The 23,610-nt window shown below is 65.7% G+C and carries 23 protein-coding genes; 8 read left to right on the top strand and 15 right to left on the bottom strand.

The genetic code is table 11. The features are described from left to right. The first annotated feature begins 14 nt into the window (after positions 1-14). Complete coding sequence (locus RJ527_03620; protein ID WND76839.1) at positions 15-605, top strand: hypothetical protein; 591 nt, start codon at positions 15-17, stop codon at positions 603-605. 6 nt (positions 606-611) lie between these two features. Here the strand turns inward: RJ527_03620 and RJ527_03615 are convergent, their stop codons facing one another. The 10 genes from RJ527_03615 to RJ527_03570 all read right to left on the bottom strand — a co-directional run bounded on the left by RJ527_03615 (position 612) and on the right by RJ527_03570 (position 11,095). After that, complete coding sequence (locus RJ527_03615; GenBank protein WND76838.1) at positions 612-2,429, bottom strand: ABC-F family ATP-binding cassette domain-containing protein; 1,818 nt, start codon at positions 2,427-2,429, stop codon at positions 612-614. 110 nt (positions 2,430-2,539) lie between these two features. Further along, entirely contained in the window at positions 2,540-3,646 is a 1,107-nt protein-coding gene (locus RJ527_03610) for an ATP-binding protein (protein ID WND76837.1), read from the bottom strand. Positions 3,647-3,794: 148 nt separating this feature from the next. Beyond that, a complete protein-coding gene (locus tag RJ527_03605) occupies positions 3,795-4,574 on the bottom strand; it encodes an alpha/beta fold hydrolase (GenBank protein ID WND76836.1) in 780 nt (259 codons plus the stop codon). A 15-nt stretch (positions 4,575-4,589) separates the two neighbouring features. Beyond that, a complete protein-coding gene (locus tag RJ527_03600; GenBank protein WND76835.1) occupies positions 4,590-5,327 on the bottom strand; it encodes an enoyl-CoA hydratase/isomerase family protein in 738 nt (245 codons plus the stop codon). Beyond that, complete coding sequence (locus tag RJ527_03595; protein ID WND76834.1) at positions 5,327-7,678, bottom strand: xanthine dehydrogenase family protein molybdopterin-binding subunit; 2,352 nt, start codon at positions 7,676-7,678, stop codon at positions 5,327-5,329. Before RJ527_03595 ends, RJ527_03600 begins: the two co-directional genes overlap by 1 nt. Next, positions 7,675-8,175 carry a (2Fe-2S)-binding protein gene (locus RJ527_03590; GenBank protein WND76833.1) on the bottom strand — a complete coding sequence of 167 codons (501 nt, stop codon included), beginning with the start codon at positions 8,173-8,175 and terminating at the stop codon, positions 7,675-7,677. The genes RJ527_03595 and RJ527_03590 overlap by 4 nt, the downstream gene beginning before the upstream one ends. Next, a complete protein-coding gene (locus tag RJ527_03585; GenBank protein WND76832.1) occupies positions 8,168-9,043 on the bottom strand; it encodes an FAD binding domain-containing protein in 876 nt (291 codons plus the stop codon). Before RJ527_03585 ends, RJ527_03590 begins: the two co-directional genes overlap by 8 nt. Continuing rightward, positions 9,040-9,591 carry an SRPBCC family protein gene (locus RJ527_03580; protein ID WND76831.1) on the bottom strand — a complete coding sequence of 184 codons (552 nt, stop codon included), beginning with the start codon at positions 9,589-9,591 and terminating at the stop codon, positions 9,040-9,042. Before RJ527_03580 ends, RJ527_03585 begins: the two co-directional genes overlap by 4 nt. After that, on the bottom strand, positions 9,588-10,127 hold the full coding sequence (locus RJ527_03575; protein WND76830.1) for a MarR family transcriptional regulator: 540 nt from the start codon (positions 10,125-10,127) through the stop codon (positions 9,588-9,590). The genes RJ527_03580 and RJ527_03575 overlap by 4 nt, the downstream gene beginning before the upstream one ends. 116 nt (positions 10,128-10,243) lie before the next feature. Beyond that, positions 10,244-11,095, bottom strand: a complete 852-nt coding sequence (locus RJ527_03570; protein ID WND76829.1) for an isocitrate lyase/PEP mutase family protein — start codon at positions 11,093-11,095, stop codon at positions 10,244-10,246. Positions 11,096-11,252: 157 nt separating this feature from the next. Here RJ527_03570 and RJ527_03565 point away from each other — a divergent pair, with 157 nt between their 5' ends. Further along, a complete protein-coding gene (locus RJ527_03565) occupies positions 11,253-11,936 on the top strand; it encodes a GntR family transcriptional regulator (GenBank protein ID WND76828.1) in 684 nt (227 codons plus the stop codon). Here the strand turns inward: RJ527_03565 and RJ527_03560 are convergent. The 3 genes from RJ527_03560 to RJ527_03550 form a co-directional block, all read right to left on the bottom strand. After that, positions 11,905-12,846: an NAD(P)-dependent oxidoreductase gene (locus tag RJ527_03560; GenBank protein ID WND76827.1), complete on the bottom strand. Its 942-nt coding sequence runs from the start codon at positions 12,844-12,846 to the stop codon at positions 11,905-11,907. The genes RJ527_03565 and RJ527_03560 overlap by 32 nt on opposite strands. A 93-nt stretch (positions 12,847-12,939) precedes the next feature. Next, positions 12,940-14,709, bottom strand: a complete 1,770-nt coding sequence (locus tag RJ527_03555) for a radical SAM protein (protein ID WND76826.1) — start codon at positions 14,707-14,709, stop codon at positions 12,940-12,942. A gap of 95 nt (positions 14,710-14,804) precedes the next feature. Then, positions 14,805-15,758 carry a glycosyltransferase family 2 protein gene (locus RJ527_03550; GenBank protein WND76825.1) on the bottom strand — a complete coding sequence of 318 codons (954 nt, stop codon included), beginning with the start codon at positions 15,756-15,758 and terminating at the stop codon, positions 14,805-14,807. A 138-nt stretch (positions 15,759-15,896) separates the two neighbouring features. On the opposite strand from RJ527_03550, the gene RJ527_03545 reads away from it, so the two are divergent. From RJ527_03545 to RJ527_03535, 3 genes are read left to right on the top strand one after another with little or no spacing between them, the layout of a single operon-like run. Next, complete coding sequence (locus RJ527_03545) at positions 15,897-17,057, top strand: acyl-CoA dehydrogenase family protein (GenBank protein WND76824.1); 1,161 nt, start codon at positions 15,897-15,899, stop codon at positions 17,055-17,057. Positions 17,058-17,074: 17 nt separating this feature from the next. Further along, positions 17,075-17,965 (top strand): MaoC family dehydratase N-terminal domain-containing protein, encoded by an 891-nt coding sequence (locus RJ527_03540; protein ID WND76823.1) that lies wholly within the window; start codon positions 17,075-17,077, stop codon positions 17,963-17,965. 1 nt (position 17,966) lies between these two features. Next, positions 17,967-19,190, top strand: coding sequence for a CoA transferase (locus RJ527_03535; GenBank protein WND76822.1), 1,224 nt, complete (start codon positions 17,967-17,969; stop codon positions 19,188-19,190). Between the two features lie 127 nt (positions 19,191-19,317). Here RJ527_03535 and RJ527_03530 read toward each other — a convergent pair whose 3' ends face one another. Next, positions 19,318-19,791 (bottom strand): Lrp/AsnC family transcriptional regulator, encoded by a 474-nt coding sequence (locus RJ527_03530; protein ID WND76821.1) that lies wholly within the window; start codon positions 19,789-19,791, stop codon positions 19,318-19,320. 143 nt (positions 19,792-19,934) lie between these two features. Between RJ527_03530 and RJ527_03525 the strand changes: the two genes are divergently transcribed. The 3 genes from RJ527_03525 to RJ527_03515 all read left to right on the top strand — a co-directional run bounded on the left by RJ527_03525 (position 19,935) and on the right by RJ527_03515 (position 22,705). After that, positions 19,935-20,948 carry a 1-aminocyclopropane-1-carboxylate deaminase gene (locus RJ527_03525; GenBank protein ID WND76820.1) on the top strand — a complete coding sequence of 338 codons (1,014 nt, stop codon included), beginning with the start codon at positions 19,935-19,937 and terminating at the stop codon, positions 20,946-20,948. Positions 20,949-21,035: 87 nt separating this feature from the next. Next, positions 21,036-21,674: a glutathione S-transferase family protein gene (locus tag RJ527_03520; GenBank protein ID WND76819.1), complete on the top strand. Its 639-nt coding sequence runs from the start codon at positions 21,036-21,038 to the stop codon at positions 21,672-21,674. 104 nt (positions 21,675-21,778) lie between these two features. After that, positions 21,779-22,705 (top strand): DMT family transporter, encoded by a 927-nt coding sequence (locus RJ527_03515; GenBank protein WND76818.1) that lies wholly within the window; start codon positions 21,779-21,781, stop codon positions 22,703-22,705. On the opposite strand, the gene RJ527_03510 is transcribed toward RJ527_03515, so the two are convergent. After that, positions 22,650-23,510, bottom strand: coding sequence for an ion transporter (locus tag RJ527_03510; protein WND76817.1), 861 nt, complete (start codon positions 23,508-23,510; stop codon positions 22,650-22,652). The genes RJ527_03515 and RJ527_03510 overlap by 56 nt on opposite strands. Positions 23,511-23,610 lie beyond the last annotated feature (100 nt).

The raw sequence follows: 23,610 nt of genomic DNA, 5'->3' as shown, positions 1-23,610 counted from the left end.
GAAAGGGTGAAGAGATGAAGACGACAGGTATGAAGACGGCCTTGGCGCTGATCGGTGCTCTCGGCCTTCTTTCCGCTGGCGAGGCTTTGGCGCATGGCCCGGGTGTGTCCGGCGACCGGGACGACATGCCCATGATGGGGCGCGGCATGATGGGCCAGGGCTATCAGGGCCAGATGCCCATGATGGGCTATGGAATGGGCATGGGGTCCGGCATGATGATGGGGCCGGGAATGGGATACGGCTACGGCGGCCAGATGCCGATGATGGGTCCCGGGATGATGATGGGCCCCGGCATGGGCATGGGGTCCGGCATGGGCATGGGGCCCGGCATGATGATGGGACCCGGTATGATGATGGGACCCGGCTACGGCATGATGGGCGGCTGCGGCGGGGCGCAGGCGCTCGACCGCGACCTCAAGGCCGATGACGTCAAGAAGATGATGGAACAGCGCGTGGCCTGGACCCGCAATCCCAACCTGAAGGTCGGCAAGGTCACGGAAAAGGACGGCGACACCATCGAGGCCGAGGTCGTGACCAAGGATAATTCCCTGGTCCGCAAGTTCTCGGTCGATCGCCACACCGGGCGCATGCAGCCGGTGCAGTAAGGACGCTTATGCGCCGCCCTCGATTTCCTCGCGCTTGAGTTCGAGGGCGAGCCACTCTTCTTCCAGGGTGGCCAGCTTTGCCTCGGCCTTTGTCAAAGCCGCCGCCGTATCGGTGAACCGCCGGGCATCCTTGGCGAACAGGTTGGGGTCGGCCAGGACCTTCTTGTGGCCTGCGATCTCTTCCTCAAGCTTGGCCATGCGGTCGGGCAGGATTTTCAGCGCGTGGCTGTCCTTGAAGGACAGCTTGCGTTTTTCCTTCGGCGCAGCGGGTGAGGACGGCGCGGGAGCGTTCTTCGCCGATCCCTTGTCCTTTTTCGGCTTGTCGCGCAGCGGCGCCTCGCCGCGCTGGGCCAGCATGTCGGAATAGCCGCCGGGGTATTCGCGCCACTGGCCTTCGCCTTCCCAAGCGATGACCGAGGTCACGACCCGGTCGATGAAATCGCGGTCGTGGCTGACCAGCAGCACCGCGCCTTCGTAATCGGCCAGCATTTCCTGCAACAGGTCGAGGGTTTCCAGGTCCAGGTCGTTGGTCGGCTCGTCGAGCACCAGAAGGTTGGACGGGCGGGCCAATGCCCGGGCCAGCATCAGCCGCCCGCGCTCGCCGCCCGACAACTCGCCGATCGGCGTCGGCGCCTGTTCGGGCAGGAACAGAAAGTCCTTCATGTAGCTGATGACGTGGCGTGGCTCGCCGCCGACGGACACCGTATCGCCGCTGCCGTCGGTCAGGGCGTCGGACAGGCTGGTCCGGGGGTTCAGGCTTTCGCGTTTCTGGTCGAGCGTCACCATCTCGACCGATACGCCGACCTTGACTTTGCCCGTGTCGGGGGCGGCCTGGCCGGTCAGGATGTTCAGCAGGGTCGTCTTGCCGGCCCCGTTGGGCCCGATGATGCCGACCCGGTCGCCGCGCAGGATGCGGGTGGAAAAGCCGTCAATCAGGGTGCGCTCGCCGTAAGCCTTGGTGATGTCTTCGGCGTCGATCACCAGCTTGCCCGAGGTTTCGCCCTGGGCGGCGGCCAGCTTGACCTCGCCCGCCACCTGGCGCAACTCGCGCTTCTGCTGACGCATGTCCATCAGGTTGCCGAGCCTGCGCTGGTTGCGCTTGCGCCGGGCCGTGACACCGTGGATCAACCAGTGGGTTTCGGCGGCGATCTTGCGGTCGAGCTTGTGACGGGCCGTGCTTTCCTGTTCCAGCAGCGTGTCGCGCCATTCCTCGAACGCGGAAAATCCCTGTTCAAGGCGTTTGACCTCGCCCCGGTCGAGCCACAGGGTCGCGCGCGACAGGGTTTCCAGGAACCGGCGGTCGTGGCTGATCATGACGATCGCCGACGGCAGGGATTTGAGTTCCCTTTCCAGCCAGGCGATGGCGGGGAGGTCCAGGTGGTTGGTCGGCTCGTCCAGCAGCAGGATATCGGGCTTGGGCGCGAGCGCCCGGGCCAGGGCCGCGCGCCGGGCCTCGCCGCCGGACAGATGGCCGGGAGTTTCCTGCCCCGTCAGGCCAAGAAGGTCCAGCAGGTATTGCGCCCGATAGGGATCGTCGCCCGGCGCTAGGCCGTCCTCGACATAATCAAGCGTCGTGGCATGGCCGGACAGGTCCGGTTCCTGCGCCAGATAGCGCACCGTCGCCCCCGGCTGCACGAAGATCTCGCCCCGGTCGGGCTGGATCAGCCCGCCCGCGATCTTCAGCAGGGTCGACTTGCCGGACCCGTTGCGCCCGACCAGGCACAGGCGGTCGCCGCGCATGACGGCAAGCTCCGCCCCTTCCAGCAGGGGCGTGCCGCCGAAGGTCAGATCGATGTCGCGAAGATGGAGAATGGGAGGTGCCAAGGGAGGGGGAAACCTGATCTGTGGGATGGAAAGCGCGGCACCTTACTAGATTCGAATGGCGAACGGATCAACGATCTGCGCGGGTCTCCTATTCGGAACGGAGGGGGCCGTTAAGGCGCCGGCGGGAACGTGATCTCGACCGTCGTGCCCTGGCCCAGCGTGCTGGACAGGTGAAGGGCACCGCCGTGCAGTTCCACCAGGTATTTCGACAGGGAAAGACCCAGGCCGGTGCCCCCATAGGCCCGGTGCGAACTGGTGCGGACCTGCCCGAACGGGGCGAGAACCCTCGGGAAATCGTCCTTGGCGATACCGATCCCCGTATCCGTGACGGTGATCGATCGGCCGCCGTCGGGCAGAACGGAGGCGGCAAGCGTCACGCATCCGTGCTTGTTGTTGAACTTGATGGCGTTGGACAACAGGTTGACGATGATTTGCGTCACCACGCGCTTGTCCGCGAAAAGAGAGATCGGGTCGGCGGACGGCGCATAGTTCATGGTGATGCCGTCCAGTTCCGCCAAACTGTTCATCATCTGTTGTGCGGTCGTGAGAACGTCATTGATGTCGAACGCGGATCGGTCCAGTTCGAATTCCCCGGCTTCGATCTTCGATAAATCGAGAATATCGTTGATGATTCCCAGGAGAAGCCCGCCCGACGCAAAGATGTTCTTGGCGTATTCGATCCGGTTGGCGGGATTGATGCCGGTGGCGGACTCGGTGGACAGCATCTGGGAAAACCCGAGGATGCTGTTCAGCGGCGTGCGCAACTCGTGGCTGACATGGGCGAGGAAATCAGATTTCGCGTGACTGGCGTCCTCAGCCTCTTTTTTGGCCTGGAGAATTTGCGCTTCCGCGTTCTTGCGGTCTGAAATGTCGATGTGCCAGACAATGCCGGCCTTTCGGGATTCAAAGGTAATGGGCTGCGTGTTCATCAGCACCCACCACTTGGTTCCGTCGAAACGTCTGCGTTCCGATTCAACGTTCACCAACAGTTCGCCCTTGCTGAACTGCGTGTAGGAGGCGGTGAAAGCGTCGGGGTCGACCCAGGTGTCCCGAATGTCGTTGTTCAGGAGGTCGTCGGCCGACGCGGCGCCGAACATAGTGACGAGACGGCTGTTCACGAACAGGCGCTTGCCGCTTGCGACGTCGAGGATGGCCGCACCGATCGGGCTGCCTTCCAGAACAGATTTAAGGACGTCGTCGTCCGAGCGTTCAGACATTAAGAAGAGTTGCTTTCCGGCGGGTTCCTCAAGGCAGGGTCATTAATAAAAACCACCTGCCGGGAACGCAATGAATATAATAGAATGCACCATTAACGGGTGTCGGGCGGGGGAAAACAAGGTGGCCCAAGGGGGGCCAAGGGGGCTGCTATCTCCGAACGCGCTCGAGGAAAGGCCCCACGGCGGCCATGAAGCCGGCCGGATTGTCGATGTTCGACAGATGCGCCGCATTCGGAATGGCCTCGAGCGTCGATCCCTTGACCAGGGCCTGGACGCTTTCCGCCGCCGCCAGCGGGGTGCGCTGGTCCTGGTCGCCGGTGACGATGTGCATGGGCTTGTCGATGCCCTGCAATTGCGCGCGCACGTCTTCGGTGAACACGGAGCGCACGGCGTCCAGGTAATCGTCCTTGGTCATGCCGGTGATGGCGGCGACCAGGGCCTGGTGGTGGGCCGTGCCCGTCGTCGGCAGCAGGGTGCTGTCGGCATAGTCCTTGGCGAATTCGGTCATGGTCATGGTCGCCATCTTGGCTTCCATGCCCGCAATCCGCTCCGGCCCCGCCTCGCCCATGAAGGCGAAGCTGTCGGCGTAGACGATGGACAGCACGTCATTGGGGGCCAGGGCGTGCAGGCGCGCGCATTGCAGCCCGCCCATGGAAATTCCCATGACGTGCGCGGGCAGCAGGCCCAGTTCCGTCAACAGCGCATGGGCATCCTCGGCCACCGCCTGCATGGTCACGCCGCCCCGGTTGGACGAGCGGCCATGACCGCGGGCGTCGAGCGCCACACAGGTGAACTTGTCCTTCAATGCCGCGATCTGCCCTTCCCACAGATAGCCGTTGGTGCCCAGGCTGTGCAGCATCAGCAGCGTCGGGCCGCTGCCGGCCTGGCGGTAATGCAGGGTTTCACCGTTGACGGAAATCATGGGCATGGGCTGGTCCTGTTCTTAAGCTTTGTCCTGGGAGGTCATTTCGACCGCAATCAGGTTTGCCCCATAACGGGCCTGCCCGGCAAGGTCCATGGTCGGGGCCAGGCGCATGTATTCCTTGATGGCGACCAGGGCGTCGCGGTCGCGGTCGGCCAATTTGGCGATATAGGCGGCCGTCGCGGCCGTCAGGCCGCCCTTCGGGGCAACCCGGGAAATCAGCCCGAAATGAAAGGCCGTCTGGGCGTCGATTTCGTCGCGGGTCAGCACCATGTCGAGCACGGCCTTGGCGGGCATTTTCGGCAGGGCGGCGGAAATGGCCAGGGTCGGCGGCAGGTTGCCGTCCATTTCCGGCATGGAAAACCGGGCCTCGTCCTCGGCGATGGTCACGTCGGCCTGGGCGGCGAAGGCGCAGCCGAACCCCTTGGCCCGGCCCTGCACGGCGGCCAGCACAGGCACCGGGGTCATGCGCAGGTTTTCATAGACCCCTAGGATCGCGTCGGCGACCCGCTCGCGGAACGCCCGTGCGTTGGCGGGCGGCGTCACCCCCGGCACGATGCGCCGGCCCAGGCAGAAATCGGCGCCCTCGCCGGTGACGACGACCAGCTTCACGGATGAGTCCGAGCCCTCGGCCCGGATGGCCGCGCCGATGGCCTGCATGTCGGGCGGCGCCAGGGTGTTGCCTTCGGCTCCCTGGCACAGGGTCACGCGGGCGACGGGGCCGTCGCGGGAAACGCGGAAACGGTCGCTGGCGCTCATCAATGGTCCTCCTGGATGGTTTCTTGTGCCGTCTGGATCAGTTCGACGATGCGCTGCGGCGTGATGGGGCAATCGGTGATGCGCAGGCCGAAGGGCGTGAGCGCGCTTTCCACCGCCGCGACGATGGCGGCCGGGGCGGGGATGGTGCCGCCTTCGCCGGCGCCCTTGGCGCCCAGGGGGTTCAGGGGGGTGGGACTTTCCATATGCACGATGTCGCAGTCGGGCACGAGTTCCGCCGTCGGCATCAGGTAGTCGGCGAAGGTGGTGGTCAGCGGATTGGCGTCGGCGTCGAACACCATGCGCTCCAAAAGCGCGTTGCCGATGCCGTGGGCGACCCCGCCCTGGACCTGACCGTCGACCAGCATGGGATTGATGACCGTGCCGCAGTCGTGGACCACGGTGTACTTCAGGATTTTGACCTGGCCGGTTTCCGCATCGACCTCGACCTCGGCGACGTGGCTGCCGTTGGAATAGGTCGCCTGCGGCGGCGTGAAATAGCCCGACGCCTCCAGGTCCGGCTTCACCCCCTTGGGCAGGGCGTAGCCGGGCATGCCGCTGGTCATCTTGGCCAGTTCCTCGAAGGTGATGCTGTCGCCCTGCTCGCCCTTGATGCGCACGGCGCCATGGGTCAGTTCCACGTCTTCCGGCTTCACGTCGAACTTGGCGGCGGCGAGCGCCAGGGCCTTGCCGCGCAGTTCGATGGACGCCACCCGTACGGACGACCCGGCGTTGACGGTGATCCGGGACGCGTAGGTCCCCGCCCCCCGCGGCATGACGCCCGTGTCGCCGCCGACCACGTCGATGTCGGTGACGTCGACGTTCATTTCGTCGGCGCAGATCTGCGCCAGGGTCGTGCGGTGGGCCTGACCCGCCGCCGCGGCCCCCGTGTAGATCGCGACGCGTCCGTTGGTCAGGATGCGGATGGTCGCCCCCTCGAAGGGGCCGAGGCCCGTGCCCTCCACATAGTTGCCGATGCCGATGCCGATGTGGCGGCCTTGGGCCAGGGCCGCTTTCTGGCGGGCCGGGAAATCGTCGTAGCCGGCCTTGGCCAGGGCCAGCGCCTGGGCCTGCGGATAATCGCCCGTGTCGTACATCACGGGCGCGCCGTCGCGGTAGGTCAGGCCCATGTCGTAGGGCATCTCGTCGGCCTGGATGAAGTTGCGCCGCCGCACCTCCGCCGGGTCCAGGCCCAGCTTTTGCGCCACGGCGTCCATCAGCCGTTCCATGGCGAACACGGCCTGGGGCCGTCCGGCACCCCGCAGCGGCGTGGTCGGCACCAGGTTGGTGAAGGCGACGGTCACCGCCATGCGGTAGGCCGGCAGCTTGTAAGGGCCGGGCAGGGTGGTCGCCGAGATATAGGGCATGATGATGCCCCAGGGCAGATAGGCCCCGGCGTCGTGGATCAGCGTGCCCTTGACGCCGAGCAGCACGCCGTCCGCGTCCACGGCGGCGGCGACGTCCCACACCTGGTCCCGCTCCTGCGTCGTGGTCAGGAAGTGTTCGCGCCGGTCCTCGGCCCATTTCACCGGGCGGCCCAGCAGGCGGGCCGCCGCCGGGATCACCAGTTCCTCGGGATAGACCTGGTTCTTGGGGCCGAAGCCGCCGCCGACGTCGGGGGTGATGACGCGGACCTTGTCTTCCGACAGCCCGAACATGTCGATCACGGCGCGCTGCGTGTTGTGGGGCGTCTGGGTCGACGTCCAGATGCGGAAGGCGTCGCCGACCACGTCGTAGACCGCCGCCACGCCCCGGCACTCCATGGGATGGCCGGTGCCGCGATGGGGCGCGTAGCGTTCCTCGACCACATGCGCGGCGTTTCGGAAGGCCGCGTCCACGTCGCCGTATCCCAGGTTGAGGCGCCCGGCGATGTTGTCGGTCATGGATGAATGGGTCACGGGGGCGCCGGGCTTCAACGCCGCGTCGCAATGGCTTGCGGCGGGCAAGGGTTCCCAATCGACGATCACCCTCTCGGCCGCGTCCTCGGCCAGGTGGCGGTTGTCGGCGATGACCACGGCGACGGCCTCGCCGACGAAGCAGACTTCCCGGGACGCCAAGGGTTCCTGGGTCACGGCATTGGTGATCTGCGGATGGGGCACCTGCAACAGAATGCGCTGCCCCTGCATCTCGGCCGGCAGGTCCCTGGCCGTCAGCACGGCATGGACGCCGGGCATGGCGCGGGCTTCTTCCGCGTCGATCTCGGTGAAGGTGGCATGGGCGAAGGGGCTGCGCACGAAGGCGGCTTCCAGCAGGCCCGGCAGTTTCAGGTCATCCAGGAACTGTCCCTTGCCGGTCAAAAGGTCCGGGTCTTCCAGGCGCTTCACGCGCTGGCCGACGAAGGCGGTCGAACTCATGCCTTGGCTCCTTCGCGGATCGTCCGGGCGGCGGCCAGGGCCGCGCGCACGATGGTGTCGTAGCCGGTGCAGCGGCAGATGTTGCCGGACAGCGCCTCGCGGATTTCCGGCTCGTCCGCGTTCGGATGGTCGCGCAGATAGGCGGTCAGAGTGGTCAGGATGCCTGGGGTGCAGAACCCGCATTGCAGGCCGTGGTTGTCCATGAAGGCCTGTTGCAGGGGGCTTAGGGCTCCGTCGTCGTCGGCCAGGCCCTCGATGGTGGTGACCCGGCATCCTTCGGCCTGGACCGCCAGCATCAGGCAGCCGCGCACGGCCTCGCCGTTGACCAGCACGGTGCAGGCGCCGCAGACGCCATGCTCGCACCCCAGATGGGTGCCGGTCAGGCCCAGGCCGTGGCGCAGGAAATCGGCCAGGGAATAGCGGTCTTCCGTTTCGGCCGAATGTTCCTTGCCGTTGACGGTCAGGGTGATCCGGCGGCGGGGCAGGGCGTCAGGCATGGGCAGCCTCCGTGGCGCGGGCGCAGGCACGGGTGAGGGAACGGCGGACCAGAACGCGCGACAAGTGCTGCCGGTAGGCTTCCGTGACCAGGGCGTCGGCGGACATGGGGCGGGCTGCGGCCATCGCGGCGGCCGCCGCGAACAAGGCGCCGGACGGGGCTTCGTCCGTCAATATGTCCTCTACGTCGCGCAGGCGCAGCGGCCCGTCGCCGACGCCGATCAGGATCACCGCCGCGCGGCCGATGCGTCCGTCCGCATCCAGGGCGATCAGGCTGCCGACCCCGGCCATGGCGAAGTCGCCGTGACGCTGGGCGAATTCGCGGAAATCCCAGCCGTGGCCTTCGGGCCAGAGGTCGAAGGCGACGGACGTCAGAATTTCGCCGTCGACGATGTCGGGGGTCATGTAACCTTGCGGATAATCGGCCATGGCGACGGTGCGCGCGCCGCCCCGGGACGTCAGCGTGATCTCGGCGTCCAGCAGGGCCGCCATCCCCGGCAGTTCCGCCGCCGGGTCGAGGTGGGCCAGCGACCCGCCGACCGTGCCCCGGTTGCGGGTCTGGACATGACCGACGAAGCCCAGGGCCTCACGCAGGATCGGGCAGCAGGCGGCCAGGGCGTCCGATTCCAGCACGGCGCGCTGGCGGGTCATGGCGCCCAGGGTCACCCGCCCGCCGTCGATCGCGATCCCCGCGATTTCCGCCACCGGGTTGAGGTCGATCAGATGATCGACCGCGACATAGCGCAGGTTCATCATGGCCATCAGGGATTGCCCGCCCGACAGCAGGCGCGCGTTGTCCAGCGTTGCCGCCATCTCCGCCGCCTCGGCGAGCGACCCCGCCCGGTGATAGGTGAAGGGGGCGGGCTTCATGCGTCCGGCGTGTCCGGCTTGCCACCCTTGAAGCGCGCGGTCAGCCCCCGCCACAGAAGCGAGCCGACCTTGATCGCCTCCGGGTCGGGTTCTTCCCCGCTTTCGATGCGCTGGGTCAGGCGCTGGGCGAACTGGTCGACCAGCTGCTGCGCCGTCTTGGTGACCACTCCGGCCCCGCGTGCGTACTGGATGATGCTGCCGGCCAGGTTGAGGTCCGTCGCCACTTCGACGCGGGTGCCGTCGCCCGATGGATGCAACTGGAAGGTTACCGTGGCGTGGGCCGAGCCCCGGCCCCGGTCTTCCCGGCCCTTGGCGGATACACGGACCTTCATGGCGTCCGGGTCCACGTCCTCGATCACCGCCGTGCCGCGAAACGACAGGCTGACGGGGCCCAGCTTCAGCTCCACCATGCCTTCGTAGGTGCGCTCGTCCACCACCGCCGTCAGCTTGGTGCCGGGCAGGCAGGGCGCCACGTAAGGGATGTTCAGCAAGGTCCGCCAGGCATCATCGGGGGCGAGGCCGAGGTCCAGGGTGTTCTCGATAATCATGGCGCCGGGTCCTGCTTGCCGGGTTTCGGCGCCTCGAATTCGGCCAGCATCTTTTTCAGCAAGGCGGCCAGGGTCTCCTGTTCCGCCGGGGTCAGGGTGTCGATCAGGCGGGCCTGAGTTTCCACATGGGCGACAAGGGCCTGTTCGATCAGCTTGCGCCCCCGGTCGGTCAGGGCGATCAGCACGCTGCGCCCGTCGTCGCGATTGGCCCGGCGGACGACGAGGCCCGCGCGCTCCAACTGATCGATGCGATGGGTCATGGTGCCCGACGTGACCATGGTCGAGGCCAACAGTTCACCGGGTGACAGGCTGTAGGGCGCGCCGGCCCGGAGCAGCGTTGACAGCACGTCGAAACCGGCCACGTTCAGGCCGAACTTGGCCCAGGTTTCCTCCATCCCGCGCAAAAAGAAGGTGCTGAGCCGACGCACGCGGCCGACCACCCCCATGGGGGCGACGGCCAGGTTCGGAAATTCCTGCCGCCATTCGGCGAGAATGCGCGCGACGTGATCCTCGGGGCGGGTCGAAGAGTGATCCATGCCGGACAGTGTTTCCCGGCAACTATCTTGACGTCAAGATTAATTTCCAGACGGAAATGCCGAACGGGCGACCCCCGGTGGATGGCCGGGCCCGCAGCGCGCGGGCCCGGGGGGGATTACTTGTATTTCTGTTCGAAGTCGTAGACCCGGCCGAAGCCCATGAGCTGGCTGAACTCGGCGAACGGGTAGAAGTCGACCTTCGAGCCGGCGGTCGATCCGGTCTCCTTGAGGTCGGTGTACACGGCCTTCAAGGCCTGACCGGCGGCCAGGAACCCGCTGCCGGGGAACAGGGCGATCTTGTAGCCGAGGGATTGCAGGTCGTCGCGGCTGAGAACCGGGGTGCGGCCGCCTTCGACCATGTTCGCCAGCAGCGGCAGGTCGAAGCGATCGCAGATCGTGCGCATCTCTTCCTCGCTTTCCGGGGATTCGACGAACAGGACATCGGCGCCCGCTTCGGCGAAGGCGTCGGCCCGCCGCAGGGCTTCGTCCAGGCCCAGGGTGGTGCGCGAATCCGTGCGTGCGATGATCAGGAATTCCGCGCTGTCGCGGGTGTCGCGGGCGACGCGGATCTTGGCCAGCATGTCTTCCAGCGGCACCACGTTGCGGCCCAGCATGTGACCGCATTTCTTGGGAAATTCCTGATCTTCAAGCTGGATCGCCGTGGCGCCGGCCCGTTCATAGCCGCGCACCGTGTGTTCCAGGTTAAGCAGCCCGCCGTAGCCGGTGTCGCCGTCGGCGATCAGGGGCGTCTTGGTGCCCTCGGCGATCTGGCGCACGCGCCCGACCATGTCCGTGTAGGTTGCGATGCCGGCATCGGGCAGGCCCAAGTGCGAGGCCACGACGCCGTAACCGGTCATGTAAAGGACATCGAACCCCAGGGAATCGGCGACCTTCGCCGAAATCATGTCAAACACGCCGGGGGCGATAAGAATCTCATCCTGCTTCAGGCGTTGGGACAGGCTTTTCATTCGAACATTTCCTCTTCGTGGAATAATTGCATGCAATAAAGGCTATTTTTGCCATTTATGGGGCTGTTTTAACCTATATTGCATGCAATAAACAAGGCTATGCGGCGTATCGCGCGGGACAGCGTGGTTGCCGGCGTGATGCCCAGGGAGTGAGGCCATGGCGACGTCAAGCGATCGGGTCTATCGGCAAATCCGCGAAGGTATTCTTGCCGGCGAATATGCCGTGGGCGACCGCCTGCGCGAGGGCGAGTTGGCGGCGCAGTTCGGCGTCAGCCGCACGCCCGTGCGCATCGCCTTGCAGCGCCTGGTCAACGACCGGCTGATCGACTTCACCGCCCACGCCGGCGCCATCGTGCATGGCTACGCCGATGCGGAGATGGTCGAGATCCTGGAGGTCCGCGCGCTGCTGGAACCCCAGGGCGCGCGCCTGGCGGCCCTTAACCGCAAACAGGAACACCTGGACGAGTTGTTCGAGCTATGCGCGCGGATGGAAACGCTGGGCGACCGGAGCGAGCCCGACTTCGGCCGGATCGCGCCCCTCAACAACCGCTTTCATCAGGTGCTTCTGGAGGCGTCGGGGCAGCGCCAGCTTCTGGCCGTCACGACGTCCCTGATCGAACTGAACAACGTCGTTCAGTCCTACAAGAAATTCGCCCGCGCCGACGTGGACCGCAGTTTCGCCGAACACCGCCAACTGGCCGCGGCGGTCGAACACGGGCAAGCCGAGCTTGCCGCCGCCATCATGCTCGGCCATGTCCATGCCGCGCTTGCCAACTTCAAACTGCGGATCGGCGCGCCCGCCGCCCCCGTCAAGCTTCGGACAGTTCCGGGATCGGACTGACCAGGGGTTTGCCGGCCAGGAAGGCCTCGATATTGCGGCGCATGAGCTTCACCCCCAGGATTTGAACCTCGGGCGCCGCCCCGCCGACATGAGGGGTCAGGACGACGTTGGTCATGGCGCAGAGCGCTTCGGGGACAGTCGGCTCGTCCTCGAACACGTCGAGACCGGCCCCGGCGATGGCGCCGTCACGCAGGGCCGCGATCAGATCATCCGTGTGAACGACGCTGCCGCGCCCGACGTTGACCAGGAATCCGGCCGGGCCCAGGGCTTCCAGAACGGCGCGGTCGATCATGTGATGGGTCGCGGGCCCGCCGGGCACGGCGGAAATCAGGAAATCCACATGCCCGGCCATGTCGCGCAGATTGTCGAAATAACGCCAGGGCAGCTCGGCCTTGGCCGACCGGGCCATGTAGGAGACTTCCATGTCGAAGCCCTCGGCGCGCCTGGCGATGCCCTGGCCGATGCCGCCCATGCCGATGATGCCGATCTTCTTGCCGTTCGCCATGGGGCGCTGGGGCAGATCCTCGCGCCATTTTCCGGCCCGGGCCGAGGCATCGTAGACGGGAATGTTGCGCACGACGGAAAGCAGCAGGGCAAAGGCGTGGTCAGCGACCGAGGGGGCGTTCATGCCGGCGGCATGGGTGACGCGGATGCCGCGCTCCCGGGCCGCGTCCTGATCGACCTTCTCGTATCCCGTGCCGATGGTGCAGATCAGCTCCAGCGCCGGCAGGGCGTCCATTTCCGCGCGGGTCATGCCGATGAAGCCCGAGGTGACCATGATCCGGGCCGCTTTCCGGGCGGCGTCGTCGGGCGTTCCCGCCGCCAGATCGAAATCCAGCAGCGTGAAGTCGGGCGCGAAATCGACGCGGTGGCGGGGGGCTTCGTGTTTGAACAGGATGATGGGCTTCACGGTCGTTCCCTTGGACATGGAAAAGGACAGCGGACCTTGACGGTCCGGTTCCGGGTAGATGCCGACGGCAGGGTGGTGGAAGATGGCGGACGGCTACGCTGCGCCCACCTTGCGTTCAATAACGGATTCAAGCTGCGCCGTCGTCGACCGAAGCTGGGCCTTGATCTTGCCGGCGGGGATCGGTTCCGCCGCCGTCGAACCATAATCCTTGGGCAGGATGTCGTGGATGTCGAAGCCTTCGGGCACGCTTTCGATGTCGAAGTCGGCGTCGCTGAGATTCAGGTACTTGAGCGCCGCGTTGGTCCAGGCGAACAGCCAGAACTGGAAATAGCCGAACCAGTTGGGCACTTCCTTGCGCCGCGAGAACGCCATGCCGAAACCCTTGAGCGCGTAGTACACCCGCTTCGGGTTGAGGGAGAACCGGGTCAGGCGCTGGGTCAGTTGCAGCAGGGCCCGCCAGTTCTTGAACACCATCTTGAGGAACAGGCCCGTGTTGCCGAAGCCCTGGCCTTCGATGGGCACATGATGGCCCTCGGTCTGCAGGTCGAAGAACGCCTTGAGCCGTTCGTACTGATAGGCGCCGTCGGTGAACACGTCGACGAAGTGCTTGTAGCCGTCGATCATGGTCCGGCGCGGCAAAAGGTATTTGATGTTGGTCTGATACTTGTAGCCGCCGAGCCCGAAGCGCACGTCGCGCAGGCGCCCCGACAGCTTCATGCGGCGGTACAAGGGCGTGCCCGGCAGGGCCGTCAGCAGCGACGGATCGCCCGACAACAGCGCCGCGTCCGTCAGGCCCTTCAGCGTGATGTCGAAACAATCCTCGTCGTCGGAATCGAAGCCGAAGATCAGGCCGCCGACGATGATGAAGCCGCGCGCCTGGATTTCGCGTACCACCTGGGTCAGCTCGGTCGAGGAATTCTGCACCTTGGCCGTTTCCAGAAGCGAATTCTTGGAAAAGCTTTCGATGCCGATGAACAGCATGTCGAAGCCGGCGCGGCGCATCTTGGCCATCAGGTCCGGATGATTGTTCAGGTTGATGGTCAGCCAGGTATAGAGCGAGGGCGTGTGGCCGGTCCTGGCCTTCCACTCGAGAATTTTGTCGATCACCGTTTCGGCCCAGCGCGGTTCGCCGATGAAGTTGTCGCAGGCGAACAGGATTTGCGACACGCCGAGCGAGCACAGATGGTCCAGTTCCTCGACGATCAGGTCGGCCGACTTGTTATGGGGCCGGTTGTTGTCGTCCATGATGCGGATGTCGCAGAATTCGCAGAGGAACGGGCAGCCGCGCGAAACCTCGATCACCGCGCCGTAATAGCGCGAAATGGTCGCGTCCATGAGGCCCCGGTGCATGGGCTTGGCCTTGGCGATTTCGAACCGGCCGGGCGATTTGATCAGGTGCTCCATGGGCTGGCCGTCGCGCACGTCCCGGATCAGCTGGGCCACGCAGGCCTCGCCGTCGCCGATGAAGACATGGTCGAAATTCTCAAACCGGCCGAGGGTGCCGGCCTGATCGAACGACCAGGCCAGCGGGCCGCCGACGATGGAACGCGCCTTGGGGAACCGCGCCTTCAATTGGCCGCGGATACGCTCCATGAACGGGGCGTCCTGGTTGATGCCGCTGAACAGGTAGATATCGGCCTCGGGAATGTCCTCGACCCTCTGCACCCGCGTGTCGTGCAGCATCAGGTCCACCCCCAGGTCGTCGGGGATATGCGCGGCCAGGGTATAGGCCCAAACGGGCATGAAGATGGCGCCGTAGGTCTGGGTGTTGGAATAGACCGGGTCCGGCGCATGCACGAACATCACGCGGAACGGGCGCTCCTGCGTATGCGGCGACGGTGTTGCGTGGGCCTTATCGGTCATGATCTTCCCGGCGTTGGGCGGGCGATCCCCCCAATATGGGGACGGCGCGCGCATATGCCACCTTTTAGTAGGTTTTAAGGGAGGATGGCAAAGCCTTACTCGTCGTCGCGGGGACGCTTCGGCGCGGTCTGGATGTCGAAATTGATGGCCTGGACCAGGAATTGCACGCCGAGCAGCAGCGCCAGCACGGCAATCATCACCGTGCCCGTGGTCGCGGCCGTGCCGCCCTGCGCCGACAGCCACCATTTGTAACCGCCGAACACCAGGCCGAAGGCCGTCAGCAACGTGCCCGCCGTCAGGTAGAAGGACCCCAGCGAGAAATCGTAGAGGAAATACTTGAACAGGATGCGTTTGCCCATGCCGCGGATCAGCCGGTAGACGAACACGGGCATGATCGACGGGATATGCAGCGAGCTTTGCTCGTCGCCGTACCGCGCCGGGATGGCCACGTCCTCGGCCACGGCACCGGCGATGTTGAGGCGGATCAGCATGTCCGATTCGAAGAAATAGCCGTCGGACACCCGATCAAGCTCAAGGCGCTCAAGCGCCTCGCGGTTGATCGCGGTGTAGCCGTTGGTCGGATCCATCATCTGCCAGTATCCCGACGCCGCCTTGACCAGGAAGGTCAGCACGCTGTTGCCGAACAGGCGCACGCGGGGCATCTGGCGCAGAGCCTTGAGGTCGCGGAACCGATTGCCCTTGGTGTAGTCGGCGCGGCCCGCCAGGATCGGCTTCAACAGGGCCTTCAGATAGGCCGGGTCCATCTGATCGTCGGCATCCATCTTGACCACGATGTCGAAGCCGTCGGCCAGGGCCTGGCGGTAGCCGGTCTTCACCGCCGCCCCCACGCCGCCGTTCTGTTGCCGGCGCAGGACCATGACCCGGCCGTCGCCGGCCGCCTTGGCCGCATCGCCCGATTTTTCCGGGCAGGCGTCGTCGATCACGTAGATACGCTTGATCCAATCGGGCACGCCGCGAACCACCGTGGCGACCTGGCTGGCCGCCCGGTAGGCGGGAATGACGACGGCGATTTTACGGTCTTCCGGCACCTGAAATCCGATCTCTTGCCCTTGGTCACATCCACGGCCCGTTCCACGGGCCTTTCGGACAGGCGCAAGGTTGCGCTAAAACCATTAAAACTTCGTCGATCCAAGAATGCCACCCAGATCACCAGCCCAGGAACATCCATGACCGCTTTCACGCCCACGCACCCGGAAATCCGGGAATCCGTTGCCGCCCTATGCCGTGATTTTCCCGGCGAATACTGGCGCGAAAAGGACCGCGACGACGCCTATCCCGTTGAATTCGTCACGGCCCTGACCGAGGCCGGCTTCCTCGCCTGCCTGATTCCCGAGGAATACGGCGGGTCGGGCCTTGGCCTGTCCGAAGCCGCCGCGATCATGGAGGAAATCCATAAATCCGGCTGCAACGGCGGTGCCTGCCACGCGCAGATGTACATCATGGGGGCACTCTTGCGCCATGGCGACGAGGGCAAGAAGGCGCGCTACCTGCCGGAGATCGCCTCGGGCAAGCTGCGCCTTCAGGCCTTCGGCGTGACCGAGCCGACGTCGGGCACGGACACCACGCGCATCCGCACCACGGCGCGCAAGGACGGCAACGAATGGGTCATCAACGGCCAGAAGGTCTGGACGTCGCGGGCCGAGCATTCCGACCTGATGCTGCTGCTGGCCCGCACCACGTCGCGCGAAGAGGCCGCCAAGCCGCACCAGGGCATGTCCATCTTCCTGGTCGACATGCAGAAGGCCAAGGGCAACGGCCTCGAGATCAAGAAGCTGGAGGCGATGGTCAACCACGCGGCCACGGAAATCTTCTTCGACGACCTGCGCATTCCCGCCGACGCCCTGATCGGCGAAGAGGGCCGCGGGTTCTACTACATCCTCGACGGCATGAACGCGGAACGCATCCTGATCGCCTCGGAATGCGTGGGCGACGCCCGCTGGTTCATCCAGAAGGCCCGCGACTACGCCGTCGACCGCCGCGTGTTCGACCGCCCGATCGGCCAGAACCAGGGCATCCAGTTCCCCATCGCCCGCGCCTATGCGGAAACCGAGGCGGCGGCCCTGATGGTGCAGAAGGCGGCAGAGACCTTCGACGCCGGCGAGGACGTCGGCGCCATGGCCAATATGAGCAAGCTGCTTGCCTCGGAAGCCACCTGGCATGCCGCCGAGGCCTGTTTGCAGACCCACGGTGGCTTCGGTTTCGCCCGCGAATACGATGTGGAGCGCAAGTTCCGCGAAACCCGGCTCTATCAGGTCGCGCCGATCTCGACCAACCTGATCCTCTCCTACATCGCGGAACATGTCCTCGACATGCCGCGCTCCTTCTAAGCAGAAAGACCACACCTATGGACGACATCGACCCCAATGCTCCCTTGGACATGGACCACCTGCGGTCCTGGATCGGCAAGACCCAGGAACTGACCGACACCATCGGAAATTTTCCGGCACGCGCGCTCGCGGCGACCATCGACCGCGACGATCCCGTGCCCCAGGACGGCGACGCCCTGCCGCCGTCGGCCCATTGGCTGTATTTCCTGGAAACGCCGATCCATTCGCAACTGGCCGTTGACGGCCACGCCAAGAAGGGCGGGTTCCTGCCGCCGGTGCCGCTGCCGCGCCGCATGTGGGCGGGCGGGCGCATCTGGTTCAAGGGGGATCTCCGCATCGGCGACAAGGCGACGCGTCTGTCGACCGTCAAGGACGTGACCTTCAAGGAAGGCAAGTCCGGGCGGCTGGTGTTCGTGCTGGTCGAACACCGCATCCAGGCCGGCGGCCGGGACGTGATCGTCGAGGAACACGACATCGTCTACCGCGACGAGGCGGCGCCGGACGCCCCGGCCCCAGCGCCCAAGCCAGCCCCAGAGGGGGCGACCTGGACACGCAGCGTGCTGCCGGACGAGGCCATGCTGTTCCGCTATTCGGCGCTGATCTTCAACGCCCACCGTATTCATTTCGACCGCGAGTTCACGCAGAACGACGAAGGTTATCCCAATCTGATCGTCCACGGGCCGCTGATCGCGACCCTGCTGATGGACCTGGGGGCCCGGGAAATGGCCAAGCAGGGCAAGCGCATGACCCGTTTCGCCTACCGCGCGGTGCGGCCCAGTTTCACCGACGGCCGCGCCATGACCTTCCAGGGCAGGCCGTCTGGCGATGGCGCCAAGGCCGACCTCTGGGCGCTCGACCAGGACGGCTGGCTCGTCATGCAGGCTGACGCCGATTTCGAGGCCGCGTGACATGACCAACACGGAAAGCCCCGCCGCGCTGAGCGGCGTCCGCGTCATCGACATCGCCACCTTCATCGCCGGGCCCTATGCGGGCACGATCCTCAGCGAGTTCGGGGCCGAGGTCATAAAGGTGGAGCAGCCCCACAAGAATGGACAGGGCGGAGGAGACCCCTGGCGGCGCTACGGCACCAAGACGGCGCGTGAGGACTCCACCCTCGCCTGGCTGACCGAGGCCCGCAACAAGAAGGCGGTGACCCTCAACCTGCGCGAGGCCGAGGGCCAGGAGTTGCTGAAAAAGCTGGTCGAGGGCGCCGACGTGCTGATCGAAAACTTCCGCCCGGGCACCCTGGAACGCTGGGGCCTGGGGCCGGACGTGCTGTGGGCGATCAATCCCGGCCTGGTCATCCTGCGCGTCACCGGCTACGGCCAGACCGGACCCTACAAGGACCGGCCCGGGTTCGCCCGCATCGGCCATGCGGTGGGCGGGCTGACGTATCTGTCCGGCAAGCCCGGGGAAATTCCGGTCACCCCGGGGTCCACCAGCCTTGGCGACTACATGACCGGCATGTACGGCGCCATCGGCATCATGATGGCCCTGCGTCACCGCGACGCGACCGGCGAGGGCCAGGTCATCGACGCGGCGCTTTATGAAAGCGTGTTCCGCGTGCTCGACGAACTGGCCCCGGCCTATGCGGCCCAAGGCACCGTGCGCGAGCCCGAGGGCACCGGCACCCTGAACGCCTGCCCGCACGGGCATTTCCCCTGCGGTGATGGAAAATTTTTGTCCATCGCCTGCACCACCTCCAAGATGTTCGAACGCCTGACCCAGGCCATGGGCCGCCCGGACCTGTGGGACCTGTACGGCGATCAGGCAGAGCGCCTGAAACACCGCGACACGGTGATCGAGGAAGTCACCAACTGGTGCCTCGCCATGACCCGCGAACAGGTCATGGAAAAATGCATCGGCGCGGAAGTTCCCGCCGGGCCCATCAATTCCATCGCCGACATCTTCGAGGACCCGCACTTTCGCGCCCGCGAGCAACTGGTGACCCTGGACGATGCGGAGGTCGGCGAGGTGACGATCCCCGGCGTGATCCCGAAGCTGTCCAAGACGCCGGGGCGGATCAAATCCCTCGGTCAGGGGCTGGGGGCGTCCAACGCGGACGTCTACGGCAAACTGCTGGGCTTGTCCGAAGCCGACTTGGCGGACCTGACGGCGCGCGGGATCATCTGAGTTCCCCCTCACCCTGTCCCTCTCCCCCGCCGGGGGCGAGGGGACTCACGCCGCACAATTCTCCCTCTCCCCCTTGGGGGAGAGGGCCGGGGGGAGGGGGCGACGGGCTCCCGGCATTTTCCGACCGTCAGAAATCCAACGGCGCGTTGTCGATCACTTCCTTCATGACGAAGAAGGTGCGGGTCTGGCGCACGCCGGGCAGGGCGATCAACTGGTCGCCGTGCAGGCGGTTGAAGTCGGCGATGTCGCGGACCCGGATCTTCAGGAAATAGTCGAAGTCCCCGGCGACCAGATGGCAGTCGAGCACGAAGGGCAGTGTGGCGATGGCGGTCTCAAAGGTGGCGAAGCTTTCCGGCGTCGAGCGGTCGAGCACCACGCCGACCATGACCAACGTTCCCCGGTCCACCCGCTCGGGCGCCACCGCGGCCCGCACGGATGTGACGACGCCTTTGTCGAACAGGCGTTGGGTGCGGCGGTGGCAGGTCGCCGGGCTGACGTTGACCTTCTTCGCCAGGTCCGCGTTGGTCAGGCGGCCGTCTTCCTGCAACAGGCGCAGGATGCGGCGGTCGATGCGGTCAAGGTCTGTGGTCAATTCTTCCATTTTTAATGATCTTTCCGGTTAATTAGACGATAAATTAGAATTTGATGCATATATCAGAATAAATATTCCCCGTCATTAGAGAGCACATTTCTCATGGCCTGGACTAGGATTTCGCTCGGTCAACCGCCCTCAGGAGTCCTCCCATGCTGGAAAAATTCGAACGCTATCCTCTGACCTTCGGGCCGACGCCCATCGAGAAGCTGGACCGCCTGTCGGCGCATGTCGGCGGCGGGGTCGAAATCTACGCCAAGCGCGAGGATTGCAATTCGGGCCTCGCCTTCGGCGGCAACAAGGTGCGCAAGCTGGAATACATCGTACCCGACGCCATCAAGGCGAACGCGGATACGCTGGTCACCATCGGCGGGGTGCAGTCGAACCACACCCGCCAGGTCGCCGCCGTCGCCGCCAAGATCGGCATGAAGTGCCGCCTGGTGCAGGAAAGCTGGGTGCCGTTCGAGGATGCCGTCTATGACCGGGTCGGCAACATCCTGATGAGCCGAGTCATGGGGGCGGAGATCGAACTGGTCGACGAGGGCTTCGACATCGGCATCCGCGAAAGCTGGGAACGCGCCCTGGAGGACGTGAAGGCCAAGGGCGGCAACCCTTATCCCATCCCCGCCGGGGCCTCGGTCCACAAGTTCGGCGGCCTCGGCTTCGTCGGTTTTGCCGAGGAAGTGCGCGCCCAGGAAGCCGAGCTGGGCTTCAAATTCGATTACGTGGTCGTCTGCACGGTGACCGGATCGACCCATGCCGGGATGCTGGTCGGCTTCGCCAAGGACGGCCGCGCCAACCGGGTCATCGGCATCGACGCCTCGGGCACGCTCGAGCAGACGCGGGCCCAGGTGATGGAGATCGCCCAGGGCACGGCCGACCTGGTCGAACTGGGCCGCGACATCACCGACGACGACCTGGTGCTGATCGGCGATTACGCCTATCCGGCCTACGGCGTGCCGTCGGCCGAGACCAACGACGCCATCCGCCTGGCCGCGCGCACGGAAGGCATGATGACCGACCCGGTCTACGAAGGAAAATCCATGCAGGGCATGATCGACCTGATCCGCAAGGGCTATTTCCCGGCCGGCTCCAAGGTGCTGTATGCGCATCTGGGCGGCGTGCCGGCGATCAACGGGTACAGCTACATCTACCGCAACGGCTGATCCGCGCCGATCCCCCGTTGCCGCGGGCGTGAATTTCGGCGACAGTTTTCCCCGCCGCGTCCCGCGGTTTGTTGGGGGAATACGACCATGTTCACGATGTATTACGCGCCGGATACCTGTGCGCTGGCGACGCTGATCGCGTTCAAGGACGCGGGCCTTGCGGCGGGGGTGGATTACACGCTGCGCCGGGTCGATTTTTCGCGCCAGGAACAGCGCGCGCCCGAGTACCTGAAGGTCAATCCCAAGGGCCGGGTGCCCGCGCTGGTCACGCCGCGCGGTATCCTGACGGAAACCCCAGCCATGCTGGCCTTCGTGGCGCAGAGCTTTCCGGGGGCGGGCTTGGCGCCGCTCGACGATCCCTTCGCCTTCGCCGAGCTTCAGGCCTTCAACAGCTTCATCTGCTCCTCCCTGCACGTCGCCCATGCCCACCGCATGCGCGGCCACCGTTGGGTCGATGAAAACGATGCCGCCGCCATCAAGGCCATGCAGGACAAGGTCCCGGACTCCGTGGGCGCCTGTTACGACCTGATCGAGACCGGCATGTTCAAGGGCCCCTGGGTGATGGGCGCGGCTTATACCGTCGCCGATCCCTACCTGTTCACTCTGGCGCAATGGTTGGAACAGGACGGCGTCGATCCCGCGCGCATTCCCAAGGTCATGGATCACCGCGCCCGCATGGCGGCGCGGGCCAACGTGAAGGCCGCCATCGCGGAAGAATATACCTGATTCCACAGAGCGCCCGCCCGAAGATTGAGCGCAAGACCCGGGAAGACCGCCCGCGCCGGGGGGGGCTATCCCGGGTGCTGGATAAACCGCTCCGCGAGGAAAGCATGACACAAGGACAGTCCCCCCGGTCCATGAACGGCCCTGAATGGGGGCAGTTGGTTTTTCTGTCCGTTCTGTGGGGTGGGGCGTTCTTTTTCGTCGGCGCCGCCGTGCGCGAGGTCCCGCCGCTGACGGTCGTGTTCGCCCGCGTGTTCCTGGCGGTGCTGCTGCTGTTGCCGTTGTTTCTCCGCTACGGCCATCACCTGCCGCGCGAATGGGCGGCCTGGCGGCCGTTCTTCGTCATGGGGCTGCTGAACAACGTCCTGCCGTTCAGCCTGCTGTTCTTCGGACAGACGCAGGTGACCGTGGGCCTTGCCTCGATCATCAACGCGATGACGCCGCTGTTCACGGTTCTCGTCATGGCGGGCTTCGGGGGGGAGCGGCTGACGGCGCTCCGCGTCGCCGGGGTCGTTCTCGGGATTCTCGGCGTGGTGGTCCTGCGGGGCGGCGGGGCCGCCGACGCGGGCCAGACCTTCGGCATCGGTCTGTGCCTCGCGGCCACGGTCAGTTATGCCTTCGCGGGCCTGTGGGGCCGGCGCCACCTGGTCGGGGTGCCGCCGCTGAAATCGGCGACCTGTCAGTTGATCTGCTCCAGCCTCGTCATGGCCGTGGTCGCCGGCCTGTGGGACCGGCCGTGGGAACTGGCCCTGCCGGCCCCGGCGACGCTCGGCGCGATCGTCGGCCTGGCCGCGTTCGGCACGGCGCTTGCCTATATCGTGTTCTTCCGCCTGCTGGTCAGCGCCGGGGCCAGCAACGTCATGCTGGTCACCCTGCTGATTCCGGTGACGGCGGTGGCCCTGGGCATCCTGTTTCTGGGCGAAACGGTGCATCCCCGGGAACTGGCGGGGGCGGCGGTGATCGGCCTCGGCCTCGTGTTTATCGACGGTCGCCTGCCGCGCCGTCTGGGGTCTGCCGGTCGGCCAAGGCCGTGACCTTGGTCTCGATGCGGTCGATCTGGGCGGCCAGGCGGCGGATGACCGCGTCCTGTTCGGCCTGATGCTGCTGGGCGTCTTCGGCCGCCGCGTCGTGCATGGAATTGACGATGATGGCGATGAACAGGTTGAGGACGGCGAAGGTGACGATCAGGATGAAGGGCACGAAGAACGCCCAGGCGAAGGGATGGACCTCCATCACCGGGCGGACGATGCCCATGGACCAGGATTCCAGGGTCATGATCTGGAACAGGGAATAGGCTGATTCCCCGATGGTCCCGAACCAGGCGGGAAAATCGCCGCCGAACAGTTTGGTCGCCATGACGGCGGCGATATAGAACACCAGGCACAACAAGGCGAGGACCGAGCTCATGCCCGGCACGGCTTCGAGCAGGGCCTGGATCACCACCCGCATCTTGGGCACGGCCGACACCAGACGCAGGGCGCGCAGCACGCGAAGTGCGCGCAGCACGGTCATGCCTTCGGTCACCGGTATCAGCGAGATGCCGACGATCACGAAATCGAAGACGTTCCAGGCGTTGCGGAAGAAACCAAGGCGATAGACCAACAGCTTGATTGCGATTTCGGCGACGAAGACGGCGACCGCCATGTGGTCGAGCAGGCGCAGAACGTCGCCGGCCGCGGCCATCGCCGTGGGCGAGGTTTCCAGGCCGAGCACGATGGCGTTGAAGATGATGACGACGATGATCGCGCGCCGGGTCGCCTCGGCCTCGATGAAGGTCTGCAGGCGGCCCAGAACGCCCACCGGGCGCCGGTCCAGGGTATCGGTCGGTGCGTCGGACATAATACGGGCGTCGCCTCGGATTAATGTTGATGGGAGCCGGCGGCCCCCTCTGCGGCCGCCTTGCCCAAGATAGGATCGGCGCGTATTTCCTTCAAGCGGC

Source organism: Thalassospiraceae bacterium LMO-SO8 (assembly GCA_031655335.1).
Taxonomy (GTDB): Bacteria; Pseudomonadota; Alphaproteobacteria; order Rhodospirillales; family Casp-alpha2; genus UBA1479.
This window is presented reverse-complemented; position numbering and strand designations above follow the sequence as displayed.